Source organism: Bacillus sp. 2B09 (assembly GCF_003946835.1).
Lineage (GTDB): Bacteria > Bacillota > Bacilli > Bacillales > Bacillaceae > Bacillus > Bacillus altitudinis.
In genome coordinates, this window is the sequence record NZ_RPSG01000012.1 from 36,759 (window position 1) to 58,317 (window position 21,559).

Consider the following 21,559-nt stretch of genomic DNA (forward strand, 5'->3'; position numbering starts at 1 on the left):
TCACAAATGTTGTATTAAGAAAGGAAGTCGAAAAAGTGATTTATCCATATCATCAGTTTACACCTGAGATTCATGAATCGGTCTTTGTTGCAGAAAATGCCACCATTACAGGTGATGTCACAATTGGAGAATATTCAAGCGTTTGGTTCCAAACGGTCATTAGAGGCGATGTAGCTCCTGTGAGAATTGGAAAAAACGTCAACATTCAAGACTTATCCTGTCTGCATCAAAGTCCTGGAAAAACACTTCTGATTGAAGATGGTGCTACCATTGGACACCAAGTCACATTACATAGCTCTATCATTCGAAAAAATGCCCTCATTGGCATGGGATCCATCATTCTCGATGGTGCGGAAATTGGCGAAGGAGCCTTTATTGGTGCAGGTAGCCTTGTCCCGCAAGGAAAAGTCATCCCAAAAGGTTCACTCGCTTTTGGCCGTCCAGCCAAAGTCGTTCGCCAGTTAACAGATGAAGATATCCAAGACATGGATCGTATCCGCAGAGAATATGTAGAAAAAGGACAATACTATCGTTCCCTTTTATCGCGTTAACATCATACATGTATCTTCACTTTATCATGTTTTTTTCAGGATATTAAGCAATAACTGTGTACCGCTTGTTATTTTACCCTTTTCCACTACTTTCTATCATGACAAAAAAGGTTTTCAGCACAAAGCTGAAAACCTTTTTCATTAGCTAAAAATAACTTCTTTCGGCTGGTGATTCAACTGCTCTGGATCAATGCTGCGCTCTACATAGATGCTATGCCAGATCATAAAGATCAGGACAGTCCAAATCTTACGGCTATGATCTGCTTTTCCAGCACAATGATCATTTAATAAATCAAGAACATATGCCTTGTTAATGTATTCATCTGTCTGACTGTTTTTAATGATATCTTTCGCCCAAGCGTTCATCTCATTTTTCAGCCAATGACGAATTGGCACAGGGAAACCTAGTTTTTTACGGTTTAACACATGGTCTGGTACAATGCCTTCTGCTGCTTTACGCAATAAATATTTCGTTGTACCGTCTTTCGTTTTCAGCTCTTCTGGAATTTTAGAAGCTGCTTCAAATACGACCTTATCAAGGAATGGAACACGAAGCTCAAGAGAATTCGCCATTGTCATCTTATCTGCTTTCAGCAGGATATCCCCGCGCATCCACGTATGGATATCAACATATTGCATTTTGTTAATATCACTGTAGCCTGCACTTTCTTCGAAGTATGTTTTCGTCACGTCACGATACGTGATGTTCGGATCATACTGCTTTAAGAGGTTTTTCTTCACTGGCTCTTCAAAGATTTTCGCATTGCCGATATAACGTTCCTCTAATGGCGTACAGCCGCGAACGATAAAGCTTTTCCCTTTCATTCCTTCTGGCATTAAACGAGCCAGACGAAGAAGAAGCTTTTTCAGCATGGATGGTACAGATTCGAAAGGCTTTAGAGACAGCGGCTCACGGTAAATATTATATCCACCGAATAGCTCGTCTGCTCCCTCACCTGAAAGAACAACTGTGACTTGTTTTTTCGCTTCTTTTGCCACGAAATACAATGGAATCGCCGCTGGATCAGCCAAAGGATCATCTAAATGCCAGACGATCTTTGGAAGCTCATTCATATATTCCTCAGGAGAAATCACAGCACTAAAGTTTTGCAATCCCAGCTTATCAGCTGTTTCTTTTGCTACATCTACCTCACTGAATCCATCCTGCTGGAAACCAACAGAGAATGTCTTCAGTTCAGGGTGAAATTCCTTTGCGACCGACACGATGAAAGAAGAATCGATCCCGCCTGATAGGAATGAACCAACAGGCACATCACTTCTCATGTGGACTTTTACAGAATCATAGATAGCATCACGTACTTCTTCTACTAATTTCTGCTCTTGTGTTTGTTCAGGTTTGAATTGAACTTTCCAGTAAGTCTTAAATGCAATGTCTTGGCCTGGACGCAGTGTAAACTGATGACCTGGCTCGACTTTGTGCACTTTTTGATCAAGTGTATTTGGCTCAGGAACGAACTGAAAAGACATGTACTGCTGCAAAGCAGTCTCATCAAATAAAATGTTCTCATTCACAGCCATTAAGCTTTTGCGTTCAGAAGCAAAGTACACTTGGTCATCCATTTGTGTAAAATAGAGCGGTTTAATGCCGAAAGGATCTCTTGCGCCATATAATAACTGCGCTTCTTTATCCCAAATTAAAAATGCAAACATCCCGCGAAGCTTCGATGCCGCTTCTTCTTTATAGTGGCGATATGTGGCAAGAAGGACTTCCGTATCAGAATCTGTGCTGAACGTATAGCCTTTTTTCACAAGCTCTTCTTTCAGCTCCACATAGTTATAAATTTCTCCGTTGAAAATAATCCAATATTTTTCATCTTCATAAGAAAGCGGCTGCTTTCCGTGTTCAACATCTATAATACTTAAACGTCTAAATCCAAATCCTACATGCTCATCATGAAAGTATCCCTCATCATCCGGACCTCGATGAACGATGAGACGATTCATTTGCTTAATTAACTCTTCCTGCTCAGTAGTTTCGGACAATGGACGGTGATTAAATACACCAACAAACCCACACATATTATTGCCTCCACGTTATGTTATTTCTTAAAAGTAGACCTATAATTAGACAGTATTTTGTCCAATTTTGTTTCACATTTTTACGCTTTTTGTAGAATTTTTTTTAATCAAAAGGAAAACCGCTTAAAATAAGCGGTTTTGTATGTTGTTATTCTCCTAATGCTTCCTTGCGAAGCGTGTCGGCTTTATCCGTTTTTTCCCATGGAAGATCCAAGTCATGCCGGCCAAAGTGTCCGTATGCAGCGGTTTGTTTATAGATCGGACGACGTAAGTCTAGCATTTTAATAATGCCAGCTGGACGAAGATCAAAGTTTGCACGTACCACTTCAATTAATTTCTCTTCAGAGGCTTTGCCTGTTCCAAATGTATCAATTGAAATGGAGACAGGCTGTGCAACACCAATTGCATAAGCAAGCTGCACTTCACATGAATCTGCAAGACCAGCTGCTACGATGTTTTTCGCTACATAGCGAGCCGCATATGCTGCCGAACGGTCAACCTTCGTTGCATCCTTACCAGAGAAAGCACCACCACCGTGACGAGCATACCCGCCATAAGTATCAACGATGATTTTACGTCCAGTTAAACCAGCATCCCCTTGAGGTCCACCGATGACAAAGCGGCCTGTTGGGTTGATGAAGTATTTTGTTTCTTCATCGATCAGTTCACTTGGAACGACAGGGCGGATGACATGCTCTTTTAAGTCGCTTTGAATTTGTTCAAGCGTCACTTCTGGTGCATGCTGTGTAGAAATAACCACCGTATCAATACGAACTGGTTTGTTTTGTTCATCATATTCAACTGTAACTTGAGTTTTTCCGTCTGGACGAAGGTATGCAAGTGTTTCATTCTTGCGTACTTCTGTTAAACGGCGAGATAATTTATGTGCAAGAGAAATCGGCAGTGGCATAAGCTCTTCAGTTTCGTTGTTTGCAAAACCAAACATCAGACCTTGGTCACCTGCACCGATCGCATCAATTTCTTCTTCAGTCATTGTTCCTTCACGTGCTTCAAGCGCTTTGTCTACACCTTGCGCAATATCAGCAGACTGTTCATCAATTGATGTAAGAACCGCACATGTTTCCGCATCAAAACCATATTTCGCACGTGTGTAGCCAATTTCCTTAATCGTGTCACGCACCGTCTTTGGAATGTCGACATAAGTAGACGTTGTAATCTCACCGCTTACTAATACGAGACCGGTTGTTACAGAAGTTTCACAGGCAACACGTGCATTTGGATCTTTCTTTAAAATTTCATCCAAAATGCTGTCTGAAATTTGATCACAGATTTTATCTGGATGTCCTTCGGTCACTGATTCTGAAGTAAATAAACGACGATTTTGACTCATAATGGCTATTTCCTCCTGTACAAGACCACATCATCCCAAGATGAGGCCTCCAATATGATACGGAACTCGTTCCCTCTTATATTTCAACATGTTTATATTAGAGATGTTATTGGCAATTTGTTCATATGATATCCCAAAAATAAAAAAACCATTTCCTTCATTGCGAGGAAAGGGTCTGAGATCGCATGCCTTTCACTCTTATCGCTCAAGGTGTTCTTGTACCTTGCATCAGGTTAGCACCTTGGTTTCTCAGCATGTTCATGCCTTTTTCATAAGAAACCGGTTGCTGGGCTTCATCGGGCCTGTCCCTCCACCAACTCGGGATAAGAGTATCCGTTCAATAAGATATCTTATCTTAAACCCTTGCGTCATGTCAATGGTTCATAGGAATTATCTCCCCTTTTTTTCACCTCATCATTAGCATCACCAAAAAGCATATTTTCATAGCAGAAATGAAAAAACACACACAAAAATGTTTAAATAGTATAGACTATTATTATCAATGTGTTATACTAATCAAAACAAACAAATTCAACGGTAAAGGAAGGGTTTTTTTATGAACTCAGTGGATTTAAAAGAAGATTTGCAGTCATTGCTCTCATTAGAAAATACGCACCAAAATTTATCTGTTCCGAAACTTGTTGAAAAGATTTTGGCACGTAATGAAGGCGTTTTAACTTCAACTGGTGCTGTCCGCGCCACAACGGGTGCCTACACTGGACGTTCGCCTAAAGATAAATTCATCGTAAAAGAAGAAAACTCTGAACATAAAATTGATTGGGGTCAAGTCAATCAGCCGATCTCGAAAGAGGCATTTGATCGTTTATATACAAAGGTTGTGTCATACTTAAAAGAACGTGATGAACTATTTGTCTTTGATGGTTTTGCCGGTGCTGACGAAAAATACCGTATGCCAATTACAGTTGTAAATGAATTCGCTTGGCACAATCTCTTTGCAAAGCAGCTATTCATCAGACCTGATGGATCAACACCATCATCAAACGAAAAACCTTTCACCATCTTATCTGCACCTCACTTTAAAGCAGATCCTGAAACAGATGGCACAAACTCTGAAACGTTTATTATCGTTTCTTTTGAAAAACGGACGATTCTGATCGGTGGAACAGAATATGCAGGAGAGATGAAAAAATCCATTTTTTCTGTTATGAACTACCTGCTTCCTGAACAAGATATTTTATCTATGCACTGCTCTGCTAACGTCGGTCAAGAAGGCGATGTTGCTTTATTTTTCGGCCTTTCAGGTACTGGAAAAACGACGCTTTCTGCAAGTGCAAGCCGCAAGCTGATTGGAGACGATGAGCACGGCTGGTCTAACACAGGTGTCTTCAATATTGAAGGCGGATGCTATGCAAAATGCGTGAACTTAAGTGAAGAAAAAGAACCACAAATTTACAAAGCCATCAGCTTCGGATCAGTGCTTGAAAATGTAGTACTTGATGAAGAAACACGTGAAGCAGATTATGATGACACATTCTTTACTGAAAATACACGTGCGGCTTACCCAATCGAAATGATTGATAACATCGTGAAACCAAGTATTGCAGGTCACCCATCTGCTATCGTCTTTTTAACAGCTGATGCATTCGGCGTTTTACCTCCAATCAGCCGTTTAACGAAAGAACAAGCCATGTACCACTTCTTGAGCGGTTACACAAGTAAATTAGCTGGAACTGAGCGTGGTGTAACGTCACCAGAAACAACGTTCTCTACTTGCTTTGGTTCACCATTCTTGCCACTTCCTGCTCATGTCTATGCTGAAATGCTTGGTAAAAAAATCGATGAGCACGGCGCAAAAGTATTCCTTGTGAATACAGGCTGGACTGGCGGCGGCTACGGTACGGGCAAACGAATGAATCTTGCTCATACAAGAGCAATGGTGCAGGCAGCGATCGAAGGAGATCTTGACAACGCTGAAATGATCACTGACGACATCTTCGGATTACACATCCCGCTTCATATTCCAGGAGTGCCAGATGAAGTGCTTCAGCCTGCTAAAACATGGGACGATCAAGAGGCTTACAAAGAAAAAGCAAACTTCCTTGCAAATGAATTTAAAAAGAACTTTAAAAAATTCAGCCATGCAGCAAGTGATATTGAAGCAAAAGGCGGACCACTCGTCTAATCAAAAGGAAAAAGCTGAGGGAATGAATCCCTCAGCTTTTTTAGTTCGTTGAATGCAATGACACAAGACGATACGTCACCTTCGTGATATTGTCTGTGAGCTCCAGCTTTTCAACATGTGCTGTTCCTGTTTTTTCTCCGTCTTTCGTTTTACGCACCTCAAGCGGAATATTTAATGGATAAATGCGGTACCCTTCCTTCATGAGCTCAAACACATTTTCTTCAATTCTTGTCTCTTTTCCTTTTGTGACAATCATTGTATTAAATTCAACAGGCATTCCCATAATGAAAATCCCCCTACTTTCTATATTTCTTTCTACCGTTTATTTTACCACATTTCCGCCTTTTCGGCTGTGCATCCATGTCGTCAACCGTCTGACAATCTCCCGGTTATGCTGTGGCGGGAAATAATGATGATATCCGTGAAAATACCATGTTTCCACAGACTTGCCATGCTGACGCAGTGCATCTTCTAATAAATACGCATGCTCAATGGATACATTCTCATCCAGCTCCCCATGAATGATTAGGACAGGTGCTTCAATTTGGTGCACATGATTCAAAGGCGTTCTAGCCTCATATGCTTCTGGTACCTTATGCGGAGGACCTCCTATCACACGCTTCATCATTCTTCTCATATCCACACGTTCTTCATAGGTGAGCTTCATATCACTTACGCCTCCCCATGTCACAAAGGAAGCGGCCTCATGCTTCATTTCAACAGCGGTCCATATGCCCATAATTCCGCCACGGGAAAAACCAAAGATATGAATGCGCTCCTGCTTCACCTTTTGATGATGTTTCAACAGCTGAAATGCAGCAAATGCATCTTTCCGATCTTCTCCGGCAAAATCCTCGTTCCCTTCGCCTCCTTGATTCCCTCGGTAGAAGGGCGCAAAGACGACAAACCCTTGCGCAGCAAATTGCACAATTCGGCCAGGTCTAACCATTCCCACATTTTTAATGCCGCCCCGTAAATATAAAAAACCGTCATAGAGACCTTCTCCGGCCGGTTCAGCGAGCAGCCCCTTCATCCGAAGTCCATCGGCCTCATATGTCACTGTATATAAGTGAATATGCGGATGTGGCGACGGGAACTTTCTCTTTTCCACAATCACTTGAATTCTCTCCTTTTCATTCGGTGTTACGTTAAATGCTTGATAATGGCCTCTGCGACGAGCTGTCCTGATTTTGTCACCATCGGAGTGCCGCCGCCTGGATGACTTGTGCCGCCAACAAACCAAAGTCCTTCAATATCCTTTGATTGATTATTGATGCGAAAAAATGCCTGCTTGAATGAGTTTGACGACATGCCATAAATGGCCCCATGATACGCTCCCGTTTTTTGCTGTAAATCAAGCGGGGTTTGTACCGCTTCAAATTCTACAAGCTGGTCAAGATCAAAGAGACCCTTTTCCTTTAGTTTTGTTTTCATATGCTGGCCATATGTCTCCTTTAGCATGTCCCAATTTTGCTCTTTTGTCACATATGGCGCATTGGCTAATACAAACAAGTTACTTCTTCCTGGCCCTCCGCTTAAAGCTGGCTCTGAATGACCTGAATAACAGATGTAAAGCGTCGGATCATGAGGAAGCTGTTTTTTCTGAAAAATATCCTTGAATTCTTGTTCATAATTCTCTGGAAAAAACACGTTGTGATGAGACAATTGTTCATAGACTTTAGGGACGCCCAACAAAAGAACAAAACCTGATAACGATGGCTCAATGTTTGCCAGTTTTTGATTTCCAAAGCTCGGGCGGTCTTCTTCATCAATTAATTGGCGATAAACAGTCAGTGCATCTGCCCCCGCAATGACTTGATCTGCTTCATATAACTGCTGATCCGTTTCAACTCCTTGGATTCGCTTATTCTTCACATGAATCTTTTTGACTCGTTCATTGAGATGAATTTGGACACCCAATTCCTTTGCCAGTGTCTCAAATGCCTCAACTAAACGATACGTACCGCCCTTAATACCATAAATGCCTTTTTCTCCTTCTAAATAAGCCATCATATTAAAAATAGCAGGTGCCTCGTATGGAGCAGAGCCAATGTAAGTCGCATACCGGCCAAACATCGCCAATGTATGAGGATGACGAAAATATTGACGTAGCAAGCGCTGAACGGATGTAAAAGGTTTGACTGCAAGAAGGGCTTTCATTAACTTGATATCCGCTTTATCCTTCCAGCTCAATAATAAACGATTTAAAAACTGATCCTCTGCCATTTGAAAAAGCTTCTTCGATTCCTGTAAAAATGCCCGGTATCGCTTTGCATCCTCTGGACTAAAAACTGCAATTTGTGATTCCATTTGCTCAATATCTGGCGTAAACTCGACCGTATGTCCATCTGAAAAAACGTTTTTAGTAAGCGGGAAAATCGGATAAAACGTCACATAATCCTCCATTCGTCTATGACAGGAGGTAAATACTTCCTCAAAATACGCCTTCATTGTAATGGTACTCGGTCCTAAATCAAAAGAGTAGCCAGACGCTTGATGGCGTTGTAATTTCCCGCCTAAAGAAGCTTCTTTTTCTAAAATGGTGACCTGGAAACCGTGTGACTGTAAGCGAATCGCAGCCGATAACCCGCCAAGTCCGCCGCCAATAATGATCACTTTTTTCATTCGTACCTTCTTCCTTTCCATTCATAGCCTTCTTTTTTCAGCCCAATTTTCATAGAAGCAAAACCAATGGCCATCAGGCTCATGATACTGACAGGCAATAAAAAGGCCATCGTAGACGTTCTTCCATTTTCGATATCAATGACCGCTTTAATGGATACACCCAGCCCGTAGCAAAGAAGGGCTAAACAGAGATTGACCACATCAAAATGAATCAGTGCGATCATAAAGCAAAGAACAGGAACTACATAAAGGACGGAGTATAAACAAAAGACACTGCTTAACAAAGCAATGTTTCGATTCACTCCCGGGAACAAATTTTTCCGATATCCTTCCCATACTTCCTGTCCACTCTCATACATTCTCATGTAGACAAAAGAATGAATACTTGCCAGTGTGAACGGAAAGCCCTTCGCTTTCACTCGTTTAGCCAAAGCCATATCATCCACAAGAGAATCCTTGATCGCTTCATGACCACCTATTTCGTGATAACAGTTCTTTTCAATGGCAATAAAGCCGCCATGTGCTGCGGCAAAAGCAGGATGTTGAGATGTTCTGACCCACTTCACTGGCAGATGACAGCCAATCGTAAACATCATCATAGGAACGACAAGATGCTCAAAAGGCGTTCCCGTTTTTTGCTCTGGGAAACCTGAAAGCATGCCCGTTTTTTGTATGCATAACTGCTTGTACACCGCTTCAATAGCACCTTGTTTTAAGCGGACATCTGCATCTAAAAATAACAGCCAATCAGAAGATGCTGCCTCAGCAAGCTGGGAACAAGCATATGATTTTCCAAGCCAGCCGCGCTTCAATACTTGACCTGACTGCACACGAATCCATGGATATGTCTCTGCGAAGCCCTCTGCAATCATTCTCGTCTGATCTGTCGAGTGATCATCCAGCACGATCAGCTCTTTCAGATGGAGACGCTGATCAACAATCGACTGAAGGCAGGCTTCCAGCCGTTTTTCTTCATTTCTCGCTGGAATGAGGATCGATAATGAAATGGGTTCATCAGGTGAAAGAGATGCCGGCTTGAGTACAGGAAATTGCTTCATATTCCAAATCGTAAACATCAATTGGCAGAGCAGCAAAACACTGATGATAATTAAGAAGACCGCCATGTTTTCACCCACTTTTTAAAGGAATCAAACGCATCACTAGTTGACCGGCTTGTCCTTGTCACCTGCCTAAATTGTTCGTTTGTTGAAAAATCTGGATCAGCAATAATCTGTGCATGATGTGCGTTTAACTGTGTTTCAAGCAGGTCTCCGAGTAAACTTGTTACTTCCTTACTGCGAAGTGATCCGCCAGCTACTAGGACATCTTCTCCAAACTCAACCGATACCGTCGGTTTTTGAAATTGATTAAATGTATAATGTAGCGTCACAGGTTTGATGACGACCTGCTCAAATTGCCTGACTAAAAAAGAAGCTCCGCCTTCCAGTTCAAGCGGCCTTATGTCTTGGTGCATAATTTTCCCCTGCGGGAAGAGCCACACACCCCCGCCAGCCTCCATCTTCTCCTTTGCGGTCATTAATGCCTGCTTGACACTTTTCAGCTTCTCTTTATGAACTGGAAATGCACCAAGTTTTTGAAAAAAAGCATATTGCTTCAACTGCTTCTCTTCCATCATCATGGCATGATCCAGCTCAGACATTTGTTCTATTAAAAGAAAAATGATCAGTCCATCCCACCATGAACTGTGATTGGCAAGATAAAGAACAGGATGCTTCTCCTTTGGGTCAACCGTACCTTTCATCATGACACAGCGAAAATGTTTGTTCAGTAAATATCGTTTAAGATAAAAATAAAAGAGTCGTCTAAACGATCGGTTTTTGTCGCTTTCTTTCAAATCGAACCCTTCCTTCACACAAGATGACAATGATCAGTGCTAAATAAAAAATGACATCCAGCCCGCCCTTTAATGCTAAAAGACCAAAGAAGAACACCATGGCCTGATAAATACGCCCATTCCAGCGCAATGCCTGCTGATCAATGGATACGAGCGGGAACAGAAATGAAAGTCCTGCTCCAATGATACCCCAGCTGACAAAATTCTCAAAAGGGATACCAAAGAAACCTCCGCCGTCATACCACACCCAAAACTTTCGTTCAGCCGCTACCGGATCTAATATGAGATCAAGCAGCACAATCCATATACCCGTTTCGATGGCTCGTTTCCACTTCGATTGTTGTCTTGATAAAAAAAGACTATTTAAAAACACACCAACCCATGCAAAAGCGATCGTCAAAGGCACTCCCGCCACAAGAAATCCAAGCGTCGGATAATAATCATAGGCCCCAAAAGGAAAATCAGTTGTGATTCCCACCCATTCAACCGTAAACGTCAACACACCCACAATGGCTGCTCTTACGATCACAAAGCTCCATGCCCCGTAGATATTTCGTCCAATCTCAATGACGCAGCAGGCGTAAAGCACAAGAAAGATACCATTCGCAAACTGAAGCCATGCCGGCACTTCAAAAAAGACCATTAAAATAAGACCTACTACATACCAACCAACAAATACCCAACTCAATCTATACACGAAACCGCTCCTTTATTTCTTCCAAATACAAGAAAGCATTCATGCTTCTAGTATAGAAAAAAAGACACGTTCTATAAATAAACAATGCGCTTCTTATTTCATCTAGGCACTCACCAAAAATCCCTTTTGACATACTTTAATTAGTGATCTAGAACAAAGGAGGCGAATTACTCTTGAATCGTTCCATTAAAGTCAGACTGGCATTCATATTCGTTGTCCTGCTCTTTATTCCATTTGTCGCCTGTAAAAAAGACCAAGAGCAGACCGTACAAGTAGCCGAGGTGACCCATTCGGTCTTTTATGCACCGCTTTATGTCGCCCTATCCGAAGGATTTTTCAAAGATGAAGGCTTAGAGGTTGAATTAAAGACCACTTGGGGCGGCGATAAAACAATGACAGCTCTCTTATCCGGCGGCGCTGATATCGCTCTGACCGGATCTGAATCTTCTATTTATGTGGAAGCACAAGACACGAAAGACTCTGTCATGAACTTTGCACAGCTGACACAAACAGACGGTACATTTCTTGTTTCAAGGGAAAAAATCAATCAATTCTCTTGGGATCAATTGAAAGGAAAGGACTTTCTCGGTCAACGAAAAGGCGGCATGCCGCAAATGGTCGGTGAATATGTCCTGAAAAAAGAAGGCATTGATTTGAAACAGGATCTTCGCATGATTCAAAATATTGATTTTGCCAACATTTCAGGTGCTTTTTCCTCTGGAACTGGCGATTTTGTGCAGTTATTCGAACCGACAGCTTCCTTAATTGAAAAAGAAGGCAAAGGGTACATTACCGCCTCCTTTGGTGAGGCTTCCGGCAAGGTGCCTTATACCACCTTTATGGCAAAGAAGAGTTACTTAGAGGAAAACAAAGAGACAGCTGAAGCCTTTACTCGCGCCATTTACAAAGCGCAAAAATGGGTCAAAGCAAAGAGCCCAGAGGAGATTGCCGAGACAATCCAATCTCAATTTCCTGATACAGACCTTGATGTCTTATCAACAGCTATCAAACGCTACAAACAGCAGAACTCCTATGCAACAGATCCCCTTCTAAATGAAGAGGAATGGAACAAATTACAGGAAATCATGAAGGCAAGTGGTGAACTACCGGAATTTATCCCGTACAAACAACTTGTCGATTCATCCATTGCAAGGAAGGTCACAGATCACAAATAGAACAGGAGGTAGCACATGTCTTTCCTTCAAATTGACCATGTGACCCACACGTACTTCTCTTTAAAAGAAAAAACAACGGCCATACAGCACATCAATATGGAGATCACTCAAGGTGAATTCATCTCATTTATTGGTCCTAGCGGATGCGGGAAAACAACCTTGCTTTCCATCATCGCAGGCATTACGCCACCGTCTGAAGGTCGAATTTTAATCGAAGGAAAAGAACCAAATCAACAGGAGCATCAAATCGGTTATATGCTCCAGCAAGATTATTTGTTCCCCTGGAAAACGATCAAGGAAAATGTCATTCTCGGGTTAAAAATTGCAAAACAAGATTCACATGAAGCCACCTCAGCTGCCCTTAGCTTACTGCCAAAGCTTGGACTCAATGATGTCGAAGATAAATACCCGAAGGAGCTGTCAGGCGGGATGAGGCAGCGTGCGGCTCTCGCCCGAACGCTTGCAGTTGATCCCGGACTGCTTCTGCTAGATGAGCCATTTTCAGCACTAGATTACCAGACGAAACTGACATTAGAAGACCTCGTCTTTCACACATTAAAAAACTACCAAAAAACGGCTGTTCTTGTCACGCATGACATCGGCGAAGCCATTGCGATGAGTGATCGCATTTTCTTATTCTCAAAGCATCCCGGCTCTATCCAGCGAATGTTTACGGTTCCAGATGATCTGAGGACGCTCTCTCCTTTTGAAGCGAGACAGACAGCAAGTTTCCAAGAGCTCTTTCAAACGATTTGGAAGGAGCTGAAGACAGTTGAAACACAGTGACCTTTTACATGAAGCCTATCGAAAAAAAGTTCGAATGGAAAAACGCATGACGCGAGTCTACCAGTTGATCATTTTCGCCAGTTTCTTTTCGCTTTGGGAGCTTGCGAGCCATTTCAGACTGATTGACCCGCTCATTTTCAGTTCACCATCTGCCGTCTGCCAATTGTTTGTACAAAAATTATCAGATGGTTCATTAATCAATCATATGAGCATTACGCTATTTGAAACAGTGCTCGGCTTTCTACTTGGTACTTTTTGCGGCATTTTATTAGCCGCCGCCTTATGGTGGTCCACCCGTCTTGCAAATGTTCTTGATCCTTATTTGGTTATTTTAAATGCGATGCCGAAAGTTGCTCTCGCCCCCATTTTAATTGTTGCCCTTGGACCAGGCATGATCAGCATTGTCGCGATGGGTGCCATTATCAGTGTGATCATTACCACCATCGTCATTTATACAGCCTTTCAAGAAGTCGATGAGAATTATTTAAAGGTCATGAAAACCTTTGGCGCGAAAAAAAGAACGGTCTTTCGTGAGGTCATTTTGCCAGCAAGTATTCCAACGATGATCTCTGCCATTAAGGTCAATGTTGGTCTTTCTTGGGTTGGGGTCATTGTGGGGGAATTCCTTGTTTCCTCAAAAGGACTCGGCTATATGATCATCTATGGCTTTCAAGTCTTCAACTTTACACTCGTGTTCTTAAGTCTTTTCATTATCGCCGTCTTCGCCACCATCATGTATCAGCTTGTTGAATGGCTGGAACGCCGTTTTCTGCAAAAATAAAAAGCGCAGGGTCATTTCCCTACGCTTTTTTTTAACGAATCAAACCGTTCTGTTCTAAATAAGCAAGACTTTGTCTCAAGACATCATCTTTCATAATAAAACTGAAATTTTTATTTTTTGCGATGGATCTTGGTAAGTCTGCGAAAAGAACGGGTCCTTTCGTTTCAAAATACGTGTCCTGCTTGACGAGCCTTTCAATATCAGCGAAATAAATATTTTTGACAATGACTTTCTCTCTGCCAAGCACCTGATATTGACCAATATACGTTAATTCACGAACAACAGCACCCGTCTCTTCGTGAATCTCTCGTATAGCGGCTTGATCTGCTTCTTCATTTGGCTCTACTTTCCCTCCTGGAAACTCGTAGCCTCGATCCTCATGTTCAGTAAGTAGCCATTTTCCTTGATAGCGGCAAATAGCCCAAACATGCTTAGGATGACTTGAAAAAGGCTGCTCTTCAAAAGAGAGCTTGACCGTATTATGATAATAGTCTTTAAATACATGCATGTGAAATCCCTCATATCCTGTCCTTGCTTCTTGTAAAACATCATACCACAGATCACATTTCTCTGAAGAATTTTTATGAAAAGTGAAACAAACGAGTACTTCTATCTCGTCTGTATGTAAAATAAGTATTCTTGCTAAAACCTTTTTATCATCTCCATCCTCATCCCATTTTAATCATGAAACCTTTTGCCCATGATGACGTAAATCAATAAGTGTTTGTCCTACACAGACGAGGAGGAAACCAGCATGAGCATCACAAATGGATCAAAACAAGAAAATAACAAAGCATGGCCAATGAGGCAACATGAGAAAGAAGACGCTTCTCTTGAGACAGTGAAGAAACACCTCATGAAAGGACAAAAGTTAGATTTAACAAAAGACAACCCAAATGTAGATCAAATTCATATCGGACTTGGCTGGGACTTATCTGGTCAGCCAATTGATTTAGATACGCAAGTGTTTCTCTTAAATGAAGAGGACAAGCTTCTGTCTCCAAAACACCTGATCTATTATCATCAGCAGCAAAGCTTAGATGGAGCTGTTCGCCATCTAGGTGATCATCAGGTCGGTGGAGGCCATCGGGATAATGAGATCATCATTATGCAACTGAGCAGAGTCTCACCCGATATTCAGAAAATCGTCGTAACAGCCACGATACATGATGCACACGAGCGGGCACATCATTTTGGACAGGTGACCAATGCCTACTTGCGCCTTTCCGATCAAATCACACAACAGGAGATTTGTACCTTTCAATTAACAGAGGATTATTCATTTTGTACATCCATCATTTGTGCTGAACTAACGAGAGTTGAGAACGAATGGAAAATCACCGCAACCGGACAAGGTACGACCCTTGATTTAAACGACCTATGCCGCATCTACGGATTCACATCTTGACAAAGAAAAGGAGCTGGCACAAATGGGATTTCATTTCAACACGATCGAAGAACTGACCTTACAAGCAGAAGGCAACGGGATCTTTTTTGCTAAAAAAGGCGCTATGATTGCCGATCAAGGTACATTTCAATACCGTAAACGATTACTTGGGACGAATAAAGGAAATGTGGTCAGCCAAGTATTTAATCATATTAGCAGAAAATTAACAGGTGAAAACCTTGAGATGATGGAAGTGAGTGGACAAGGCACTTGCTACTTGGCTGATTCTAGCGAGCATGTGACCGTCATCAATCTTGAGCCGAACGGTCCTTGGCAACATGTTAGCGTGGAAAGTGAAGATTTACTTGCCTTTACTGAAGAATGTCACTATGGCGTGACACCAGTAGGCGTTGGGATCTTATCACAGAAAGGGCTATTTACTTCAAAGCTCTCGTATCAAGGTCACGGGGCGCAGGTTGCCATCAAAACAAATGGAAACCCGCTGATTTTAAAAGCACCTTGCCGTGTAGATCCTGACGCTATTGTCGCTTGGACGGGCAAAGCACCGAAAGTCAAATTAGATGTGAACTGGAAAACGTTCATTGGACAAACATCGGGCGAATCCTACTTGTTTGAATTTCATGAACAGGACCAAATTGTGATTATCCAGCCATCTGAACGAACATCTGGAATGCGGGTCGGGATAGATGATAACCGGTACAAACCCCAGAGTCAGAGTACCTCACACGAAATCACCAACTCACAGCAGGAAAATAGAGGCGGAATCAGTGATCTAATCGGGGGTATCTTACAGCCTCGAAAATAAAAGCATGTAGAATGTCTCTACATACTTTCAGATCGTTGACAAAAGGCTAAAATGAACTTTCTTTTAGCCTTTTGTCTTCTTTTCAGCGTGATAGAAAACCTTTGCAGTCTAGGAAGGACGAGTACTGGCGCAGAGCGAATTTGACATTCATGAGCACCTGACAAAGGATGCGAGGGTTTGTCTACATGCTTTTTCAATTCATCAGTCCATTGGTCTCAATAAAGTTCTTTGTCTCTTCGTTACCGAGATCATGAATCATCGAGTAAATCTCTTTTCTTTTCCTGTCCATTTCGTCGTTTGGACTATCATAATGATATTCAAGAAATGGAACATGCGCCCGAAAGAAACCTTTCCAATCTGTCATATACTGTTCATCAAAATACTCTCTTAACTGCAAGATTTGGTCATCATCTGCTTCTATCTGAAATTGCCAAGCAGCCGCGTCTCTGTGCTGTGAGATTGATCCGTCTTGAACGGATACATAGTATGTGTGTGTCGCCATCTGATTCATCCTTTTTCCTTTAGTATGACCAGATATGAAGAAATTACGGCTTTTTGCGCAATTTATTTTTCATCATGTCTAACACATCAATAAACAACTGTGGAATAGGAATTCCGAGAGCTCTGGCTGTTGAGACAATCTGGTACGATTCATAAATAATATAAAAGATGAGCGCTAAATCCTTAATTGTCCCCCCAGTCTTCAGCATGACATCGAAGAAATGTGCCATGGATATTAAAGAAATCGTCACAACCTTTCGAACAAGCCTGGTCAAAAAACGCTTCATCGTAAGTTGTCCAGTCACAGATTCTCTTAGGCTTGAACAAATTAATTCTATAGCCATGAGTGTCACTAATATCATGAGTAAATATCCTGCTCCACCAAACAGAAAGCCCATTGCCGACAAACTGACTGTAAACAACGAAAAGATGCCTAAATCCTTGCTCACTTGGCATCAACATCCTTTCATAGTGGAACTTCTTACCTCAATAGTATATGCCGCATTTGATGAATAGCTTGGACGACAAAAAATAAAGGCATGGTTAGCTGTTCAAAAAATTCGTGAAGCGCATAAAAAGAGCCGCCTGTGACGGCGGCTTTCTTGGTTAAACTCTGACATCAATAAACGTAGCATCTGAATCTTTGGGCTGAACAGCTTGAGGCTGCTGCTGCACTTGATCGAGCATCACCATAGCTTGGGCTGTGTTCGTGGCAAGCTGTGAATTCAATAAACTGATATTAAGTGTTTTTTGAATACTCGCCACTTGCTGGCTCATCATTCCTGCAATTGAGGACATCTTCTCCCCTCCCTTCCCTTTTCTCTTCGGCTGAAAGCCCCATCAATTCAATGGGCTGTCTGTCACAAATCCACAAAAAAAGAATGCCGATCTGTTTAATGATCGACATTCCTTTCACATTCGCTTATCCTAAGTATGCTTTAAGCATCCAGTTGTGTTTTTCAATGGATTGATGAATCGCAAGCAGCATATCACCTGTTGTTTCATCGCCAACTTCTGCAGCCAGCTCCATGCCTCGCTTAAGTTCTTCTGCAATATTAGAGAAATCATCATACAGATTTTTCACCATTTGCTCGGCTGATTCATTGCCTTCCGCTTCTTGAATGCTAGAAATTTCTAAGCACTCTTTCATTGTCGCAACAGGTTGTCCATTTAATGCGAGCATACGCTCAGCCAAATCATCGATATAAGTGGCTGTTTCTGTATATAATTCTTCGAATTTTTCATGGAGTGTAAAGAAATCTTTTCCCTTTACATACCAGTGATAGTTATGTAATTTTACGTAAAGCACAGTCCAATCTGCTACTTGTTTATTGACGACGTTTAATAATTTTTCAGACATGTTGATTCCTCCTTATGTAGTTGCGTTTAGTATGGGATTACCCTTTTTTTATTATACTGAAACCTGCCATCATTTTCTTCTATTTTGACCGCATGAAATATATGTTAATATGGAAATAAGGAGGGAGTTAGATGCTGTTACTTGGGATTATCAGCTTTATCATTATCTCAATCGTTGTCTTTTTATCACTGTGGACGACATCAAAGGCTTATGATTACAAGCATAAAGTCGATTCACCACAGGATGCTGAACCAAACCAACGTCCTAACCCAAAATAAAACCACTTTCAATGATGTGAGGTATCTTCTTCTTCAGTAGATGAACTCTCTTTTTTCACATCACCTACATGGATGTTTGTCTTCGGCATATTATGCTGCTGTTTAGCTGTCACATGGACTTGTATGATATAAAGGCCATCTTGTTTGAAAGCTGTATGCAATTCATATACACCTTTCTCCTTTTTCTTTGGCTGAATCATCTTGCTGTTATCCTTGTCGCCATCTTTCCACACTTCAAATTCAACATCATCTGCATCATCAACAGGCGTATCACCATATGTGACAGCTGCTTTTACGATAACGTTTTCATTTTTCTCCACTTGCTCCGGCCCTGTTAGTTTGACTTCTAATAGCTCAGGCACTTCTCCCTTGTCATTGCTCGCTGCCGAGTTTCCACATGCACTAAGTAATGCGAGCATCAAAATGATTCCTACCATTTTCCGCATTCGTGTATCCCCCTTTTTTTACTGACATGTCCATTTTAACAAATATCCCCTATTTTAACAGCTCTCGTTTCATTTCATATAAAAAACCGGACATTCAATATGTCCGGTTCATCATATTACTGATTATCCAAATACTTTTAATAGCTCTTCTTGATCCTGAGACAGCCAGAAACGCATTAAACGTTTTGCTCCTTCAAGATCATGAAGCTTCGCTTGACCGCACTGCTCTTCATTTGCAGCAGGAATTTCTGTTACTTCCACTGCATCTTTGAATGTTGCATCAAGCAGTTCAACGATCTCTCTTGGTGTCGGTGCACCGCTGACAACTAAATAGTAGCCAGTCTGGCAGCCCATTGGAGAAATATCGATGATATCAAAATGATCGTATTTCTCTGAGTGTGTTCTAATATTAAACGCAAGTAAATGCTCTAATGTATGAATCGTATCAGGTTTCATTGCCTGCTTGTTTGGCTGACAAAAACGGATATCAAATTTGTTCACTTCCCCATCTGATCCCACTTTATGAACGCCGCAATGACGAACGTAAGGTGCTTTTACAGCATTATGGTCAAGTTCAAAGCTTTCAACTGAAGGCATTAATCACCACTCCTATAATTGCAATTTCCTATATTATAACATATTGTTCCGACCAGTTTAGTTTATAAAACTTCCCTTCCTTGTCCTTTTTTCTTATACTGTGAAAAGACAGACAAGGAGGAACCTCTATGAAACAAATTTTTATCGGCATCATTCGCTTTTATCAAAAATGCATTTCCCCTCTAACACCGCCGAGCTGCAGGTTTTACCCCACTTGCTCAAACTACGGACTAGAGGCGATCAAAACGCATGGCGCTTTAAAAGGCGGCTGGCTCACGATCAAGCGAATTTTAAAATGTCACCCGCTGCATCCTGGAGGCATGGATCCAGTCCCACCTAAAAAGGAAAAATAATTTACTTTTCTTCATAACCGTTGACAACTAAGTCAAGCTTACCTGTCCCAGGATCAATGACAAGACCATGTACAGGCACATTAGATGGAAGAAGCGGATGATTTTTAACGACAGATACACTGTCTTTCACACTTTCTTCAACTGAGCTAAAGCTTTTGAGCCACTGTTTAAAATCGATTCCTGAGTATTCCAGTACTTCAATTCGTTTTTCTGGAATACCACGCTCAATGGCTTTATTTAAGAGTGTTTCGCTATCTATTTTACTCATACCACAATCGTGATGCCCAATGACGTACACCTCGTCAGCATTCAATTCATAAACAGCCACTAAAATGCTTCGCATAATACTTCCAAATGGGTGAGAAACAAGAGCGCCAGCACTTTTGACAATTTTAATATCGCCATTTTTCATGTTCATGGCGCGTGGAAGCAGTTCAACAAGTCTTGTATCCATACATGATAGAATGACAGCTTTTTTCTGTGGAAACTTCGTTGTTGTAAACTCTTCATATCGCTTCTCTTCAATAAATTGTTGGTTATATTCGATGATTTCGTCTAAAAGTTTCATAAGTTTGTCCATTCCTTTTTCTTTTTTTAAAAATAAATATAGCACAATGTTTTAAATTTCGTCACGTTTTGACGTCTATTTTTTTAGAGGAAACATCTTCTGATGAAAATTTTTTATTTTCCTCTTTTCAAATCGTAATTATTACGATACAATAACTCAGGACATTAAATCGTAATCATTTCTATCTAATAGGTTGAGAGGAGACATTCTTAGATGAAAAAAATCTTTTTTATTTTAACAGCTGCTTTATTAGCAGTCGGTCTTGCCGCTTGCTCAAGCAGTGCGGGGACAAATGCTTCAAAAGGAAAAGCAGACGGGAAATTAACCATTTACACGACGATCTTCCCTATTCAAAATTTCACTGAAAAAATTGGCGGCTCTCACGTGAACGCTCAAAGTGTGTACCCTGCCAATGCAGATGCACACAGCTTTGAACCAAGTTCAAAAACGATGGTTGAAATGGCTGAAGGAGATGCCTTTATTTACAGCGGAACAGGTGCTGAAGCATTTGCTGATAAAACGGCTTCTACGTTAAAAGACCAAGGCGTGAAAACAGTGAAAGCAGCCGAAGGCATCAAGCTATTATCAACACAAGAAGAACATGCTCATGAAGAAGGTGAGGACCATGATCACGATCATGAAGGTGAAGATCATGACCATGATGGACACGACCACGGAGATAAAGATCCCCATGCATGGCTAGACCCTGTTTATGCACAGCAAATGGCAAAAAATATTAAAGACACACTCGTTTCACTAGATCCAGATCATAAAGACGAATACACAAAAAACTATGAATCACTAAAAAAAGAATTACAATCGTTAGATCAGGAATTCAAAACAACGTTATCTAAAGCAAAACATAAAGAAATTCTTGTTTCTCACGCAGCATACGGCTACTGGGAAAAACGCTATGGCATTGAGCAAATCAGTGTACTAGGACTCTCTGCTTCTGAAGAGCCTTCCCAAAAACAGCTTGAAAATATCGTACAACAGGCAGAAAAGCATCACATCAAGTATGTCATTTTTGAAAATAACGTCAGCAGTAAAGTATCAGATACGATTCGCAGTGAAATTGGGGCAAAGAGCCTTACACTGAAAAATCTAGAATCCATTACAGAAGATGATGCTAAAAATGGCGAAAGCTATGTCAGCTTAATGAAACAAAATTTAAACACATTAAAAACAGCTTTAAATGTTGAATGAATTCTTGAACCCCGTGCGATCAGCCGGGGTTTT

Annotated in this window: 26 protein-coding genes and 1 riboswitch; of the genes, 10 read left to right on the forward strand and 16 right to left on the reverse strand. The window is 41.3% G+C overall.

From position 1 onward, the window contains the following. Positions 1–35 precede the first annotated feature (35 nt). Complete coding sequence (locus tag EBQ12_RS17605; RefSeq protein ID WP_008342977.1) at positions 36–551, forward strand: gamma carbonic anhydrase; 516 nt, start codon at positions 36–38, stop codon at positions 549–551. Between the two features lie 141 nt (positions 552–692). Here EBQ12_RS17605 and asnB read toward each other — a convergent pair whose 3' ends face one another. Both asnB and metK read right to left on the reverse strand, forming a co-directional pair. Next, entirely contained in the window at positions 693–2,591 is a 1,899-nt protein-coding gene (asnB, locus tag EBQ12_RS17610; RefSeq protein ID WP_008342976.1) for an asparagine synthase (glutamine-hydrolyzing), read from the reverse strand. A gap of 148 nt (positions 2,592–2,739) precedes the next feature. Further along, positions 2,740–3,942 carry a methionine adenosyltransferase gene (gene metK / locus EBQ12_RS17615; protein ID WP_008342973.1) on the reverse strand — a complete coding sequence of 401 codons (1,203 nt, stop codon included), beginning with the start codon at positions 3,940–3,942 and terminating at the stop codon, positions 2,740–2,742. Positions 3,943–4,137: 195 nt separating this feature from the next. Then, positions 4,138–4,272, reverse strand: a riboswitch (SAM riboswitch). Positions 4,273–4,498: 226 nt separating this feature from the next. On the opposite strand from metK, the gene pckA reads away from it, so the two are divergent. Next, positions 4,499–6,085: a phosphoenolpyruvate carboxykinase (ATP) gene (pckA, locus tag EBQ12_RS17620; RefSeq protein ID WP_007501908.1), complete on the forward strand. Its 1,587-nt coding sequence runs from the start codon at positions 4,499–4,501 to the stop codon at positions 6,083–6,085. Positions 6,086–6,125: 40 nt separating this feature from the next. Here the strand turns inward: pckA and EBQ12_RS17625 are convergent, their stop codons facing one another. From EBQ12_RS17625 to EBQ12_RS17650, 6 genes are read right to left on the reverse strand one after another with little or no spacing between them, the layout of a single operon-like run. After that, the gene (locus EBQ12_RS17625; protein WP_017358362.1) at positions 6,126–6,368 is read right to left on the reverse strand and encodes a DUF2584 domain-containing protein; all 243 of its coding nucleotides are present in this window, start codon (positions 6,366–6,368) and stop codon (positions 6,126–6,128) included. Positions 6,369–6,407: 39 nt separating this feature from the next. Next, positions 6,408–7,202 (reverse strand): alpha/beta hydrolase family protein, encoded by a 795-nt coding sequence (locus EBQ12_RS17630; RefSeq protein WP_125590913.1) that lies wholly within the window; start codon positions 7,200–7,202, stop codon positions 6,408–6,410. A gap of 26 nt (positions 7,203–7,228) precedes the next feature. Beyond that, entirely contained in the window at positions 7,229–8,710 is a 1,482-nt protein-coding gene (locus EBQ12_RS17635) for a phytoene desaturase family protein (protein ID WP_125590915.1), read from the reverse strand. Then, positions 8,707–9,834 (reverse strand): glycosyltransferase family 2 protein, encoded by a 1,128-nt coding sequence (locus tag EBQ12_RS17640; RefSeq protein ID WP_125590917.1) that lies wholly within the window; start codon positions 9,832–9,834, stop codon positions 8,707–8,709. The genes EBQ12_RS17635 and EBQ12_RS17640 overlap by 4 nt, the downstream gene beginning before the upstream one ends. Then, the gene (locus EBQ12_RS17645; RefSeq protein WP_125590919.1) at positions 9,819–10,565 is read right to left on the reverse strand and encodes a lysophospholipid acyltransferase family protein; all 747 of its coding nucleotides are present in this window, start codon (positions 10,563–10,565) and stop codon (positions 9,819–9,821) included. Before EBQ12_RS17645 ends, EBQ12_RS17640 begins: the two co-directional genes overlap by 16 nt. Beyond that, a complete protein-coding gene (locus EBQ12_RS17650) occupies positions 10,534–11,262 on the reverse strand; it encodes a carotenoid biosynthesis protein (RefSeq protein ID WP_125590921.1) in 729 nt (242 codons plus the stop codon). The genes EBQ12_RS17645 and EBQ12_RS17650 overlap by 32 nt, the downstream gene beginning before the upstream one ends. Before the next feature lie 173 nt (positions 11,263–11,435). On the opposite strand from EBQ12_RS17650, the gene EBQ12_RS17655 reads away from it, so the two are divergent. From EBQ12_RS17655 to EBQ12_RS17665, 3 genes are read left to right on the forward strand one after another with little or no spacing between them, the layout of a single operon-like run. Further along, the gene (locus EBQ12_RS17655; protein ID WP_046527566.1) at positions 11,436–12,437 is read left to right on the forward strand and encodes an ABC transporter substrate-binding protein; all 1,002 of its coding nucleotides are present in this window, start codon (positions 11,436–11,438) and stop codon (positions 12,435–12,437) included. A gap of 15 nt (positions 12,438–12,452) precedes the next feature. Further along, complete coding sequence (locus EBQ12_RS17660) at positions 12,453–13,223, forward strand: ABC transporter ATP-binding protein (RefSeq protein WP_048001453.1); 771 nt, start codon at positions 12,453–12,455, stop codon at positions 13,221–13,223. A 34-nt stretch (positions 13,224–13,257) separates the two neighbouring features. Continuing rightward, a complete protein-coding gene (locus EBQ12_RS17665) occupies positions 13,258–14,004 on the forward strand; it encodes an ABC transporter permease (RefSeq protein WP_370529235.1) in 747 nt (248 codons plus the stop codon). A gap of 31 nt (positions 14,005–14,035) precedes the next feature. Here EBQ12_RS17665 and ytkD read toward each other — a convergent pair whose 3' ends face one another. Next, positions 14,036–14,512: an RNA deprotection pyrophosphohydrolase gene (gene ytkD, locus EBQ12_RS17670; RefSeq protein ID WP_125590923.1), complete on the reverse strand. Its 477-nt coding sequence runs from the start codon at positions 14,510–14,512 to the stop codon at positions 14,036–14,038. A 246-nt stretch (positions 14,513–14,758) separates the two neighbouring features. Here ytkD and EBQ12_RS17675 point away from each other — a divergent pair, with 246 nt between their 5' ends. Both EBQ12_RS17675 and EBQ12_RS17680 read left to right on the forward strand, forming a co-directional pair. Beyond that, on the forward strand, positions 14,759–15,412 hold the full coding sequence (locus EBQ12_RS17675; RefSeq protein WP_041093355.1) for a TerD family protein: 654 nt from the start codon (positions 14,759–14,761) through the stop codon (positions 15,410–15,412). 22 nt (positions 15,413–15,434) lie between these two features. Continuing rightward, positions 15,435–16,217: an AIM24 family protein gene (locus tag EBQ12_RS17680; RefSeq protein WP_019743674.1), complete on the forward strand. Its 783-nt coding sequence runs from the start codon at positions 15,435–15,437 to the stop codon at positions 16,215–16,217. Positions 16,218–16,410: 193 nt separating this feature from the next. Here the strand turns inward: EBQ12_RS17680 and EBQ12_RS17685 are convergent, their stop codons facing one another. The 4 genes from EBQ12_RS17685 to EBQ12_RS17700 all read right to left on the reverse strand — a co-directional run bounded on the left by EBQ12_RS17685 (position 16,411) and on the right by EBQ12_RS17700 (position 18,078). Further along, positions 16,411–16,719: a hypothetical protein gene (locus EBQ12_RS17685; protein ID WP_017358369.1), complete on the reverse strand. Its 309-nt coding sequence runs from the start codon at positions 16,717–16,719 to the stop codon at positions 16,411–16,413. Positions 16,720–16,762: 43 nt separating this feature from the next. Then, complete coding sequence (locus tag EBQ12_RS17690; RefSeq protein WP_039964161.1) at positions 16,763–17,167, reverse strand: phage holin family protein; 405 nt, start codon at positions 17,165–17,167, stop codon at positions 16,763–16,765. Positions 17,168–17,324: 157 nt separating this feature from the next. Then, entirely contained in the window at positions 17,325–17,516 is a 192-nt protein-coding gene (locus EBQ12_RS17695) for a hypothetical protein (protein WP_008342942.1), read from the reverse strand. 124 nt (positions 17,517–17,640) lie between these two features. Further along, on the reverse strand, positions 17,641–18,078 hold the full coding sequence (locus tag EBQ12_RS17700) for a Dps family protein (RefSeq protein WP_007501934.1): 438 nt from the start codon (positions 18,076–18,078) through the stop codon (positions 17,641–17,643). A 131-nt stretch (positions 18,079–18,209) separates the two neighbouring features. On the opposite strand from EBQ12_RS17700, the gene ytzI reads away from it, so the two are divergent. Next, positions 18,210–18,356, forward strand: a complete 147-nt coding sequence (gene ytzI / locus EBQ12_RS17705) for a YtzI protein (protein WP_017358370.1) — start codon at positions 18,210–18,212, stop codon at positions 18,354–18,356. 8 nt (positions 18,357–18,364) lie between these two features. Here the strand turns inward: ytzI and EBQ12_RS17710 are convergent, their stop codons facing one another. After that, a complete protein-coding gene (locus EBQ12_RS17710; protein WP_008342936.1) occupies positions 18,365–18,802 on the reverse strand; it encodes a FixH family protein in 438 nt (145 codons plus the stop codon). 123 nt (positions 18,803–18,925) lie between these two features. Then, the gene (locus EBQ12_RS17715; protein ID WP_008342935.1) at positions 18,926–19,399 is read right to left on the reverse strand and encodes an S-ribosylhomocysteine lyase; all 474 of its coding nucleotides are present in this window, start codon (positions 19,397–19,399) and stop codon (positions 18,926–18,928) included. A 128-nt stretch (positions 19,400–19,527) separates the two neighbouring features. Here EBQ12_RS17715 and yidD point away from each other — a divergent pair, with 128 nt between their 5' ends. Next, on the forward strand, positions 19,528–19,752 hold the full coding sequence (gene yidD, locus EBQ12_RS17720) for a membrane protein insertion efficiency factor YidD (protein ID WP_008342933.1): 225 nt from the start codon (positions 19,528–19,530) through the stop codon (positions 19,750–19,752). 1 nt (position 19,753) lies between these two features. Here the strand turns inward: yidD and EBQ12_RS17725 are convergent, their stop codons facing one another. Further along, positions 19,754–20,320: a beta-class carbonic anhydrase gene (locus EBQ12_RS17725; RefSeq protein WP_017367908.1), complete on the reverse strand. Its 567-nt coding sequence runs from the start codon at positions 20,318–20,320 to the stop codon at positions 19,754–19,756. A 213-nt stretch (positions 20,321–20,533) separates the two neighbouring features. Between EBQ12_RS17725 and EBQ12_RS17730 the strand changes: the two genes are divergently transcribed. Then, complete coding sequence (locus EBQ12_RS17730; RefSeq protein WP_008342929.1) at positions 20,534–21,526, forward strand: metal ABC transporter solute-binding protein, Zn/Mn family; 993 nt, start codon at positions 20,534–20,536, stop codon at positions 21,524–21,526. Positions 21,527–21,559 lie beyond the last annotated feature (33 nt).